This is a genomic window from Paenibacillus sp. FJAT-27812, from assembly GCF_001273905.1.
In the GTDB taxonomy this organism is placed as follows: Bacteria; Bacillota; Bacilli; order Paenibacillales; family Paenibacillaceae; genus Pristimantibacillus.
Map to the genome: position 1 here is coordinate 1,309,944 of NZ_LIGH01000001.1, position 12,502 is coordinate 1,322,445.

Below are 12,502 nucleotides of genomic sequence, written 5' to 3' on the forward strand. Positions count from 1 at the left end.
TGTTAACGTTTGAAGCGAGATTGCTTGCAGGTTAATTGGATTAAATTTTGACGCCAGCAATCATTTTGATGAAAAGGCTGCCCAATGGCCCGCCAGACCTATTGAACAGCCCCTCTGCTTCAAGCTTCTAAACTATTTGCCTTTCATCTTCTTAACGTTTTCCTGCCACTTCTCGGTCATGAACGCTTGCAGCTTGCTGTAACCCATAGCCTGCGCATCTGCTTCGGCTTTGTCGAGAATGGACAGCACGTCAGCTTCGCTCTTCGCCATAAGCGCCTTCGCACGCACTTCTTTGAAGAGATCGTCGAGCTGCTTCCAAACGATGCCTTCCTCCGAATCCGGCTGCGGATCTAAATTGATGAACGCCGTAGCATCCGACTGCGTTTTCCAAGTAATCTTAGTCTGCTGCTCCGTTGCCCAGCTGCGCTTATCCTCCGGCAGAGACATTTCGAACTTCGCTTTAGACTTATCAACAAATACCGTATTGCCTGCCCATTGGAAGTCGGTAATGGTAGCCATCAATTTATCTCGGCCTTCGCTGTCGGACGTATATTTCTCCGTAAACTTAGGGGCGCCATCGGCATCAAATCCATCCCAATACAAGCCTGGAGGTCCCCACATTCCAACGCTTTGCCCTTCAGGCCCCGTAAACCAATCGAGGAAGGCGAAGATCGCTTCCGGATCTTTGGCTGCTTTCGTAATGACACTGACATTCCAGCCTAGCTGATTAAAGGTGCCCGGCCATATTTTATTTTTGTCTAAGCCGGCCTTATGGATCGGCCAAATCATGAAATATCCCGCTTCAGGATCTTCCTTTTTCAAGACCGCATTTCCCGGATCACCGTACTTCGTCGGGCTAGCTGCGGCAAATACGGCAACGCGTCCGTTCAGCACCTTCTCCTTCACTTGATCGGCCGTTTGGCTCATTACGTCCTGCGTCATTAGTTTCTCGCGGAACAACTTATTGGAATATTGCATGGATTCGCGGAAAACCGGGTCTGTGAATATCGATGTCAGCACATTGTCCTTTGGCACGCCGCGAATGCCAAGGTATTTGACTTGATAGTCTTCGCCAAAGGCGGAGTACAGAACGTCAAGACCGTCTCCTTGAGCGCCTAAGCCAACCTCAATCGGAACGACGTTCTCATATTTCTCTTTCACCTGCTTCAAATAGCTGTAAAGATCGTCGGTCGTTTCAAGCGCTGGCGAACCAAGCTCGGTGTAGATTTTTTTATTGATCACATATCCGGCATTCCCGTTTGGCTGGCTCGTATACCAGTTCGGGAATTGGTATAGCTTGCCGTCCTCGGAACGAAGCATGTTGATGCCGGCTTCTCCCAGCCATTTTTTCAAATTGGGATACTTCTCTAAATAACCATCGAGCGGAACGAGCATATCGGCTTCACGAAGCTTCTCGACATCGGGACCGCGCTCCATCCACATCACGTCAGGCAGCTCATTGGACGCAATCATCATATTGTATTTGGTTGCGGCATCGCCGCCAGATTGCACCGGCGTAACGTTAACCTTCAAATGGTCTTTGATCCAACCGGTTGCCAAGTCATTTCCCCATGGCGGCATCGTGTACCAGTCATAGTTGCCATAGAACGAGAACTCCACTGGCTTAGAGCCAAGCACGAACGGACCTTCACTTGGCGCAGCAGACTCTTCTGTTTTCGCGTTTGCAGCATAATTCTCTTTCTTGTTCGAATCATTCCCCGTCGAACAGCCGCTCAGCGCTGTCGCAGCCGCAAGCATTACAACAACCGAATTCAATAACAGCCTCTTCATGCACTAAAACCCCTCTCTCATCTTCAAAATTCAATTCTATGTTTAGAAGCCCAGAGGGCTGTAAACACCGCATTGCCAGCCAAGCCTTATTCCTTCATGGAACCGATCAAGACGCCTTTGACAAAATACTTCTGCACGAATGGATATACGCTTACAATAGGCAAGGTTGCGACCATCATCGTCGCCATCGAGAGCGATTTGGACGTTACGCTTTTCATCCGTTCTGCGGCGCTTTGGGCAGCGGAATCGAGCTGCGCCATCTGTTCCGACATAATATTGGCATTAAGAATTTGTTTGAGCATCGTTTGAATGGGGAGCCATTTTTCGTTCGTAATGTAAATGCTGGGCGTGAACCAATCATTCCAATGGTAAATGGCGGTAAATAGCGACAAGGTAGCAAGAACGGGACCGGACAGCGGCAGCACAATTCGCAGGAACGTGCCCCAATTGCTGCAGCCGTCGATCTTAGCCGATTCATCAAGCCCGGCAGGCAAGCCCATGAAGAAGGTTCGGAATATGATCATGTTCCATACACTAATGAGTCCCGGGATGATCATGACCCAAAACGAATTCGTCAATCCGATCGCTCTCATCAGCATGTAAGAAGGAATCAACCCGCCGCTAAAATACATCGTAATTAGTCCTAGAATCATGTAAAGCTTACGACCGGCAAGCTCACGCCTTGTCATCCCGTAAGCAAAAACCGCCGTACAGAAAATAGAGGTAAAGGTGCCTGTAACCGTTCTCACGATAGAGATAAGAAATGCATGCGTAATCCGATCATCTTGGAATACGATATCGTAGTTTTCCAAGGTGAAGGCGCGCGGCCAAAAAGTGACTCCGCCCAAAGAGGTGTCAAATCCGCTGTTAAAGGAAATGACGATTGAATTCCAAAATGGATAAAAGGTAACGAACGCAAGCAATACGAGAATCATATATATCGTCACCGACAAAATCCGATCACCCACACTATAGTTCATCGACAACCCCCGCTTTTGAGTTCTACCACAGGCTGTTCCCTGACCTGCGGGCAATTAGATTAGCCATGGTCAGCAAGCCGATGCTGATAATCGCTTTAAACAATCCGACCGCCGTGGCGTATGAAAATCTTGAGCTTTTGATCCCGACACGGTACACGTAAGTATCCAGAACGTCCGAAACATCTCTTAGCGCCGGATTGGATGCCAGCAGCAATATATCCTCGAAGCCGGCTGTAAGGAGATTGCCGACCGCCAGTATCATGAAGATGATAATAACCGGCATAATCGAAGGAATCGTAATAAGAAAGATTTGCTTAATCCTGCTGGCCCCGTCGATTGAGGCGGCTTCGTACATATCGGGGTTTACCCCTGCGATTGCCGCCAAATAAATGATGGAAGCAAATCCGATCTCTTTCCAGATGTTCGTGCTGATCAATATTCCCCAGAAATAGTCCGATGTCGAAAGCCAATTGATCGGTTCATCAATCAGATGAAGCGATTGCAGCAGTATGTTGAGGCTTCCGTTATCCGTTGAGAGCATGGACATCGTGAACCCGGCGACAATGACCCATGACATAAAATGAGGCAAGTAGCTGATCGTTTGCACGATCCGCTTAAAGGCTGCCTTGCGAACCTCGTTCAGCATAAGCGCGAGCAGAATCGGGGCCGGAAAGCCGGCAACAAGCTTTAGCACGCTGATCACGATCGTATTGCGCATAACGGTCCAGTAATCCGGAGAATGAAAAAACATTTGAAAATGCTTAAACCCTACCCAAGGGCTATTCCAAAAACCTTTAAAAATGTTGTAATCCTGAAAAGCCATCAACGTTCCGTACATCGGGATATAGTTGAAAACAATGATAAACAAAATTGCCGGAACCACCATCATTTGAATATCCCACTGCTTGATCAATCGCCTGATCAAATGCGCTCCCCCTTCACCGAAAATAAACGTTTTCCAACTAGCCGAGTATTTTGTCTCTAGCTTTAGTCGAGTCGGAATAGTTTATTTCGTACTGTGTCCTTATTAATTAAAACGTTTATTAGAGCAAAAATGTCATTTTAGCAATCCGATATCTGCTCCCTGTTTGTTCAACTAACCGCTATGCCGGTAAATTTCCGGGCAAATGCCTTCATGCTCTCGTCTCCTGAGGAACAAATCAGAACGACCGAGCTCGCATCCGGCAGCTCAGCGGCATCATAAGGATTTCGTAAAACAAGGCACACATGAGGCTTAGAAGCGGCGCATAGGCGAGCCAGCGACAGCTGGTTTTTGAAGATATGGGCATTCCTTGTCACTTGGAGAACCGCATCGGCTGACCGGATCTTCCTCTCTGCCTCCTCTTGCTCCGACTCCGTCGGATTCATAGAGGTGTATACCGTCTCCACCTGGATGCCCTTTTCCTTCAAATAGCTGTCCAGCTTAAATGGCTTATTGAAGGTCGTGTCCGCTTGTGTAAGCCGCTCCATCTCCGGCACGAACATCACGTATTTGAGCTGTTTAAGCGGAAGCAGGCTCGCCGGATCACGATCGACGACGATTGATGCTTCAGCGATCCGGGCAGCATGGATCTCCCACAGGGACCTTGGAATGACATTCGCTTGCTTGCGATACTGCTTCATCTTATTTTGCAAAACCCGAATGCGTTCAACGGATTGGTCGATTCTCTCTTCCGAAATCACGCCCGCCAGAACCGCATTCAAAATGCCTAAGTATACTTTCTCTTGAAAATCCCGCGTATGGCACATAATGATCTGGTCATTTCCCGCCAATACGGCAAGCACGCCGATTTCTGAAGGATCAAAGTTGTTCTTGATCGCATGCATTTCAATATCGTCCGTACAGATCACGCCTTCAAAAGCCAGCTTTTCCCTTAATAGATGAGTAACAAAAAACGGTGAAAGTGAAGCCGGCATATGATGCGATTGCGGGATATTCGGAAATACGATGTGCGCAGTCATGATCGCGCCGATTCCTGCTTCTATCGCCGCCTTGAAGGGCTCCAGCGTCTCTGCATATAACTGCTCCAGCGTCAAATGGCAGGTAGGCAGCTCAACATGCGAATCAGCATCTACATCACCGTGACCCGGAAAATGCTTGGCTGTACATACCATCCCAGACTCTCTCATCCCCTTTACGAAAGCCGCGCCGTATGCTGCTACTTGACTGGCATCTTCGCCAAATGAGCGTACGCCAATAACCGGGTTAAGCGGATTGGAATTAACATCGAGCACCGGTGCCCAATCCATCATGAAGCCTAGCTCGTATAGCTGGCTCCCGATTAACCTTCCGCTCGCATAAGCGAGCAATGGATCGTTCGCCAGACCAATGGCTCGATTGCCGGGCACATCCGTATAAAATTCCGTAAAATTCGCCAGAGAGCCACCCTCTTCGTCAATTGCAATCATGAATGGTTCTGGTGTCTCGTGATCGGTTCCAGCCCTCTGATTCAGATCGGAAATGATTTTCTTAAGCTGCTTTTCATTTTCGAAGTTATGCGGGAAGAGTCCAAGTCCACCAAAATGGTTGCGGGACAATGTCTCCATGACTTCCTCGTCCACTTGATTTGACGGCATTCCTACCACGCACATTAGCCCCACTTTTTCTTCCAAGGACAGTGCCTTCACTTGCATTCCCCTTCCAAATCAATAGATGCGGCACACCTAAATATTTAATTCGTACACTTTACAAATTAAATATACAACCAACTTAAATCGTTGTCAAACAAAAAAAACGGAGCTGTCTTCAGGGTCATTTCCCCCCTTGAAAACAGCTCCATTTTAGTCAAAAATAATCCTCGAATACCTTGTGAAGCATAAGCGTAGACGCCCCGATGATGAAGTTTCGCTCTTCAAAAGTTGCTGGCACCACCCGTTTCTCCTCGAACGGCAGCGGGAAAGGGAATGTCGAGAGTCCCTTTTTTAATTGGTTCATGAACTTATTCGAATGGCACATCCAGCCATGCAGCACGATAAGCTCCGGACTGAAAAAGTTAATGAATACCGACAATGTATTTACGAGCAAGGAGCTCACTTTAGTTAGAACCTCTTCGCCAAGCTCTTCTCCGGCTTCATACCTCTCAAGCAATTCATCGAACGTCTTCGGAACGTTGTCTACCTTCTTCAGCCGCGCGACTTCCTCTGCCCTTGCCAGAACGGCAGGCTCCGTCAACACCATTGCGATGCAGCCGTTTTGGCCACAATCCTCGCAGCGCTGACCGTCGGGATCAATAAGCATATGCCCAATCTCGCCAGCCAGCCCTTTGTAGCCGGAATAGACCTTGCCGTCAATGACCATGCCCATGCCGATACCTGAATCTATGGAGAGGAATAACAAATTATCCGTTCTAATGTTGCCTACAAAATACTCAGCGAAAGCGGCAGCCTTCAAGTCATTCACTACAACGACCGGATAATCGAATTCTCTGCGGAGCATTCTCTTGATCTCCAGATTATCGATTCGCAGGAACGTCGACCGGACGATAACTTCCCCCTGATCGTCAATGACGCCGGGCGTTGAAACGGCTACCCCTTTTACCTGCAAAGGATCTTTGATGATGCCGGACTCCAGCAGCCGGTTTATCGCGGCAACCATGAAGTCCAAAACCTCTCCGTTTCCTTTAACAACCGGCTCGGTAAACTCATAAACGATTTCGTTCCTGAAGTTCAAGAGCGCGCACCGGAAGTAATTGTTGCCTAGGGCGATCCCTATGATGTAACCTTTATCACGGCTGATTTCTAAGGCGATCGCTCTTCGGCCTGCGCCTGGAGATGACTTCTCGCCAACCTCGTCGATTAAGTCCTGCTTAATCAATTCATCGACCAGAGAGGATACGGTAGTTGCACTCAGTTTTGATCTCTGAGCTATTTCAGCTCGGGAAAGGCTTCCTTCCCTAAGCAGCATATGAAGGATGAGTGAACAGTTAATTTTTTTCATCAATTGCAAATTGCCTTTTTGAGCCATCATACGTTCATTTTCCTTTCAAGATAAAGATTATTCGCTTTTTAAATTGCATTCTAAGTGTTCATAATTAATAAGGACTCTTTAATAATATCCACAAACTCTCAAAATTTCAACCTATCCCAATCATATGGGCAGCAAGTAAGCGTTATTTTAGGGTTGACAATTAAAAGAAAAATCGATTACTTTATTAATTAGTACAGTGTGCTTATTAATTAATGGGGGTACGCTGATTACAAATTAAAGGAGGACATTTATGAAAAAAGGTTCGTTCCGCTCCATTCTCATTACGACGATAGCCGTAGCGCTCTTCGCTACCGGTCTAATCGGGGATCAAAGAGCAAGCGCCGCAGCAGCCCAAAATGTTGCAGCAGGAAAAACGGCAACTTCCAACGCCACGCTGGTGAATGCATCGCTACTTACCGATGGGGTCAGCAACAACAGCAATTCGTTCACCGAGGCTGGTACAGGAAAGAAATACATCCAGATCGATTTTGGCGCGAGCTACTACCTAAACAAGGTTTTGCTCTGGCATTACTACGCGGATGGCCGGACCTACAAGGATGTTGTCGTTAAGCTGTCAGAAAACGCCGCTTTCAGCAGCTCCACTACCGTATTCAACAATGATGCCGACAACAGCTCAAGCCAAGGCGCAGGCACCGATGCCGAATACGCGGAGTCCGCTGCCGGCAAGACCATCACCTTTAATCCGGTTAAAGCAAGATACCTAAGAATCTACTCCAACGGCAGCTACACCAACGCCTACAACCACTATGTAGAGGCACAGGCTTGGACCGTAGACAATTCCTATCGCGAGAACAACGTTACCTTTACGAATCCGGAATGGGTGATGTCGCCCCAAACGAATACGTTCATCCAAGATGTGATCACCAAAATGAACACCTTTAAAATCAACTATCAAATGATCGACGCTGGCTTCTTCGACAGGGACAACACGACCGGACAATACGATGATGTAAACGGTCAGCCTATCGACGGATCTATGAGCTGGTATTCGTATGACGAGCTTGAGAACTGGGTGAACAAATCGAGGCAGTACGCCCCCGACATGAAATTGATCGGCGTCGTTAACGGCAACAAGTCGCTTCATGTTCAAGCTGTACCCTACACGGATAAAAACAATGTTCTGCATACGCCTGCTGTGTCCAAAGCAACGATGCATGACAATATTGCCGCGCATTGCGCATTTCTTGTCAATTATTATGGCCTTGACGGCATCAATTTGGACTTCGAGCCTGTTAGCCCAGGTACAGCAAGCACCGATTATCGGCAGCTGATTACAAAAGTAAGAACAGCAATTGGCGCTAACAAGCATCTTTCTATTGATGGCAATCCTTTCTCGGATTATATGCCGGACAATGAAATTGCCCAATTCGGCGCATTGCTGGATATGATCGTCATGATGGATTACGATACGGCGGATCTGAGCGCTCCCGCTTATCCTGCGAATCCTTCCACTACGAACGCTACCAACTATAAGCTGGCTATCAAAGAGAACACGATTAGAATCAGCAACGCGCTTCCTGCTACTTGTGCCTTTATACCGCTCGGACCCGGCATTTACACGCTGACGGACTACCACAAAAGCTACGAAAACGCGCAAAATCATTCCGTTGCCGTCAATGATGCGATCTTGGCAGGCGCACGCGTCGCAGGCTCCGGCGTTTGGTGGTTTAATGAATCCATGAATAATGCTACCGAAACGCAGCAATTTACCGACTACTGGATTAATGGAACACCTTAAATATAATTGATTCTAGGAGGCACTACCATTGAATTATCAACCTAGCGAGCAAAGATACGAGAACATGAAATACAACAGATGCGGCAAAAGCGGCCTGAAGCTTCCAGCTATTTCACTCGGCCTATGGCATAATTTCGGCGACGGCTATGTTTTCAACAACAGCCGTGAAATGGTCCGCCGTGCGTTTGATTTAGGAATCACCCACTTTGACGTTGCCAACAACTACGGCTGGCCGGGCGGTTCTTCGGAGGAAACACTCGGCAAAATATTAAAGCTGGACTTTGCTTCCCATCGTGATGAGACGATTATCTCCACGAAAGCCGGCTGGGACATGTGGCCAGGTCCTTACGGGGATGAGGGCTCCAAAAAATATTTAGTCGCAAGTCTTGACCAAAGCTTGAAGCGTTTAGGGCTAGATTATGTGGACATCTACTATCATCACAGACCGGACCCTAACACGCCGATCGAGGAAACGATGGGTGCGCTGGATTTGCTTGTTCGACAAGGAAAAGCGTTGTACGTAGGCATCTCCTCCTATGATGAAGCAGAGTCCAAAGCTGCGATTGAAGCGCTGAATAAGCTCGGCACGCCTTGTTTAATCCATCAGCCTTCGTACTCCATGCTTGATCGCACCATTGAAGACGGGCTGCTCGACTTGCTTGAGGATAAAGGCGTAGGCAGCATTGCGTTTTTCCCTCTTGCGCAAGGCATTCTCACGAATAAGTACCTGACAGGCATTCCGGCCGACTCCAGAGCAGGCAGCGGCATCCGTTTCCTGAAGCCGGAGCATATTACGGAGGATGTCCTCAATAAGACTCGCCAATTGAATGATATTGCTGCCTCAAGAGAGCAATCGTTGGCGCAAATGGCGATCGCATGGGTGCTGCGCGGCAACCGGGTCACCTCCGCGCTGGTAGGCGCAAGCAGAGTAAGCCAAATCGAAGAAAACGTGGCGGCACTTAACAATCTGGCGTTCACGCAGAGCGAATTGGATGCCATTGATCGCATTTTAAAAGCGGAATAATTTATGTAAAATCGCTTACCGCTATTATTCGCTAGCGCAGCAATAAGAAGGGCTGTCTCAAAGGGTCATAGACCTTAAGAGACAGCCCCTTTTTTACGAGTTCCTTACACTTCCTTGTTCAAAAACGTCTTTAGCACCGAAATGACCAGCTCATGATCTTCTTGTTCCGAGAGGCCCGCTACCGTTATGGTTCCAATAAATCCTGCGTTATCTACCACGATCGGAAAAGCCCCGCCGTTCGCCGCGTAATGCATCGGGTCCAGCAGCGCGAACTCTTGCATCGTCATGTTCAGCAATTTCATTCTTGTACCGATCAAATAAGAGCTTTGGAAAAATTGATTCACTACCCGATTTTTTCTAATGATCCAGCTATCGGCGTCTTTTGTAGCCTGCGGCAATGCCGCGCGAAATAGCTGCAGCTCGCCTCTGGATATATCGATTGTGACCGGCAGCTTGCTCTCTAGCGCCGTCTCGACGAGCTTCGCCCCCAATTGCAAAGCCGTTTCATTCGTAAAGCTTTCAAAAGTTAAAACCGCTTCCTCTTTTTTCAATTGTGCCAATAACGCTTCTGTCTCTGTCATCCTTCAATCACTCTTTTCTCTTCAAAATAATTAATTCGTACACTGTACAAAATATATCGAATCAGAGCTGCTCGCGTCAAGCATTATTTTCCAGCTCATTTGTTTAAGCAGTACACAGCTCTGCTAGTTTAAAAGTACGTTACGCGATTGCCCCACATACAATGGTGGCAACGGAGGTGAATAGATTATGCTTCAAATGCCATGGTATTCGAAGGCTGTAGGACTCGTCGGCCAGCCAGTGGGTGTATCGCTTACGAACGGGCAAGGTGTAACGGGGGTATTATGCAGCGTCAGCGGGGGCAATGTGGTATTGCAGGAATATTTGTATCAAAGCCAATTCGCCACAAAGCAATACCCTTTCAATATGGTTCAAGATATTAATGCTTTCCCTGGGTGCGCTATGCCGGGACCATTCTTCTAAACTCCTCCTATGCGCAAAGAAAAACGAACCGCCCAAGAGAAAAGCGTTGGCGGCTCGTTTTTTTGTTTCATTCCTTCGGCGGAACCTCTGGCGGAATGTCCGGCTTGATCTCAGGGATCACGTCCGGTTTGATCTCGGGTGTCCTCTGCGGAACAATTTCCGGGACGGGCTGCACAGGCTTAACCTCCGGCGATGCTGGCGGTATGATCTCCGGTTCATTATTCGGATTAACCTCTAGAATGTCTTCCGGCATATAATCATCAATTAACATGGTTCAACAGCTCCCTTCGCTTATAAGTATTAGTACCCTAATCAGGCCCGAACATAACAATAAAGAAAAAAAGAGGAGCCTGGGCAATGTCATTAAGTTAAGCTAAAAGACAAAACCGGAAATAAAGCGGAATTCGAAACGGCATGGGGAGAAGCCCTATGCCGTTTGTTTTTTAGTTCAACCAAGTAAAAAAGCGTACAGCAAACAAAGCGGATACAATATCCGCTTAAAAAATGTTCAAGTGAACCGAATTATGCTACTCTGTAAACGAAGCTAACCGCTGATTTATAACGGATTTTGCGTGTATTCTTCTGACCTGGGCGAATGGGTCGAATCGGCAAAATGTTTTTTCGAATCAGTGCTTCAACATCGGGCAGGAGTTCATCGTCGCGTAACCACAAGAAATGTCTACAAACATGAACGGCAACCGTGAAGTTGACTTGGTAGGCGTGCCGTTTATCCATTTGCGAAATGACGACGTGCGAGGTCATCATTTCAGCGAAATTGTACATGATCATTCTTGCGAAAATCTCTTGGACGATGAACTCTTGCTTTTTTGCGTGAAAACTAGTCAGACCGACAGTGTATTTTAATGCCCGGAAAGAGGTCTCAATGCCCCATCGCATGTTATAAATGGACTTGATTTCATTCGGTGGGAAATCAGCGGCAAAAAGATTCGTAATGACGGTTTCATAACCGCCACTGGGCAGGATGAAACGAACAACCCGAAAGGAAATTGGGTAATACAAATTATCTTGCACATCCAAAAAATCAAAGGTAGACGTGGAAGGGACGAATTTGTACATTTCGGGATGAGCCTTGATCTCTTTGGTTTGTTTTTTAGTGAGTGTTAGATGAACGTCAATATCAAACGCTCCGCTAGCGGGCAAACGCAAGCCCGAAAGAATACCATTGGAATCCAAATCCTTTACTCGTATGACGTAGTTCCACCCTTTGCGTTCAATATGCGCGAAATTGTTGTAACTTTCATAACCTCGATCAGCAACCACAATCGTTTTGCCCTTGATGGGAGAACGGTCAACCATCGCAGCCAGCGCCCTTCCCTCGTTGCACAACCTTCGTGGCTGAACAATCGCATCCACGTAGAGTCTGTTGCAGAGGTCATAGGCTGTATTCAAATGCAGAAGATTATAACCTTTCGTGTTCGGTTGACTTTGAAAATAGGTATCCTTGTCCGCAGGGTCCGTTGCGATATGCAAATCCGAACCGTCAACGGCAAGTAATCGATACCCGCGATAGTCCTTGATATCCGTATGCGACTCTGTAAATTCATGAAACAAGAATTCCACAGCAGATGGCAGAATTTTATTCCTCTGTTGGACAAAAGCTGAAGCGGTTGCGGTGTTTACATCATAGCCTTGTGATTCCAAGAGTTCCTTATATAGGCTGTTGCCCCCCATGGAGATCAGGAGTTGCATAACTGTTTCAAAGGGAAGCTTTTTCTTTCGGGTAAAATCCTTTTCAGGGTTTTTGACATAAGGTGCTGGTGCGGCTGACATTTCTTGTATGAGGGATGTCAGCGTTTTTTTTAATGAATTTGCGTAAGTATCCATTGGCGTAACCTCCTCGTTTTTTCAAGGGGCTTCGCCACACAATTCCTTCTATCTGTCAAGTCCTATTCACATTTTTGTACAAAAAAAGAGCAGGTTATCTTTTCGATAGCCTTGCTCTTTTTTTGATTTTTGGC

The 12,502-nt window shown here is 47.2% G+C and carries 11 protein-coding genes; 3 read left to right on the top strand and 8 right to left on the bottom strand.

The window, feature by feature from the left end; translation table 11 throughout:
• Positions 1-132 precede the first annotated feature (132 nt).
• The 5 genes from ADU23_RS05520 to ADU23_RS05540 form a co-directional block, all read right to left on the bottom strand.
• On the bottom strand, positions 133-1,791 hold the full coding sequence (locus tag ADU23_RS05520; RefSeq protein ID WP_053372830.1) for an extracellular solute-binding protein: 1,659 nt from the start codon (positions 1,789-1,791) through the stop codon (positions 133-135).
• Positions 1,792-1,877: 86 nt separating this feature from the next.
• Positions 1,878-2,771, bottom strand: a complete 894-nt coding sequence (locus tag ADU23_RS05525) for a carbohydrate ABC transporter permease (RefSeq protein ID WP_053372831.1) — start codon at positions 2,769-2,771, stop codon at positions 1,878-1,880.
• Between the two features lie 22 nt (positions 2,772-2,793).
• Positions 2,794-3,660: an ABC transporter permease gene (locus ADU23_RS05530; RefSeq protein ID WP_082198431.1), complete on the bottom strand. Its 867-nt coding sequence runs from the start codon at positions 3,658-3,660 to the stop codon at positions 2,794-2,796.
• Between the two features lie 203 nt (positions 3,661-3,863).
• Positions 3,864-5,405: a beta-N-acetylhexosaminidase gene (gene nagZ, locus ADU23_RS05535; RefSeq protein ID WP_053372833.1), complete on the bottom strand. Its 1,542-nt coding sequence runs from the start codon at positions 5,403-5,405 to the stop codon at positions 3,864-3,866.
• Between the two features lie 151 nt (positions 5,406-5,556).
• Positions 5,557-6,738 (bottom strand): ROK family transcriptional regulator, encoded by a 1,182-nt coding sequence (locus ADU23_RS05540; RefSeq protein ID WP_053372834.1) that lies wholly within the window; start codon positions 6,736-6,738, stop codon positions 5,557-5,559.
• 250 nt (positions 6,739-6,988) lie between these two features.
• Here ADU23_RS05540 and ADU23_RS05545 point away from each other — a divergent pair, with 250 nt between their 5' ends.
• Together ADU23_RS05545 and mgrA are read left to right on the top strand one after the other, a co-directional pair.
• Positions 6,989-8,497, top strand: coding sequence for a glycoside hydrolase family 18 protein (locus ADU23_RS05545; protein WP_053372835.1), 1,509 nt, complete (start codon positions 6,989-6,991; stop codon positions 8,495-8,497).
• Positions 8,498-8,525: 28 nt separating this feature from the next.
• Entirely contained in the window at positions 8,526-9,521 is a 996-nt protein-coding gene (mgrA, locus tag ADU23_RS05550; protein WP_082311011.1) for an L-glyceraldehyde 3-phosphate reductase, read from the top strand.
• Positions 9,522-9,625: 104 nt separating this feature from the next.
• Here mgrA and ADU23_RS05555 read toward each other — a convergent pair whose 3' ends face one another.
• Entirely contained in the window at positions 9,626-10,102 is a 477-nt protein-coding gene (locus ADU23_RS05555; protein WP_053372836.1) for a heme-degrading domain-containing protein, read from the bottom strand.
• A gap of 196 nt (positions 10,103-10,298) precedes the next feature.
• Here ADU23_RS05555 and ADU23_RS05560 point away from each other — a divergent pair, with 196 nt between their 5' ends.
• Positions 10,299-10,523 carry a hypothetical protein gene (locus tag ADU23_RS05560; protein ID WP_053377483.1) on the top strand — a complete coding sequence of 75 codons (225 nt, stop codon included), beginning with the start codon at positions 10,299-10,301 and terminating at the stop codon, positions 10,521-10,523.
• Positions 10,524-10,590: 67 nt separating this feature from the next.
• On the opposite strand, the gene ADU23_RS05565 is transcribed toward ADU23_RS05560, so the two are convergent.
• A complete protein-coding gene (locus tag ADU23_RS05565; RefSeq protein ID WP_053372837.1) occupies positions 10,591-10,794 on the bottom strand; it encodes a hypothetical protein in 204 nt (67 codons plus the stop codon).
• Positions 10,795-11,045: 251 nt separating this feature from the next.
• Positions 11,046-12,368, bottom strand: coding sequence for an IS4 family transposase (locus tag ADU23_RS05570; RefSeq protein ID WP_053372664.1), 1,323 nt, complete (start codon positions 12,366-12,368; stop codon positions 11,046-11,048).
• Between the last annotated feature and the right edge of the window lie 134 nt (positions 12,369-12,502).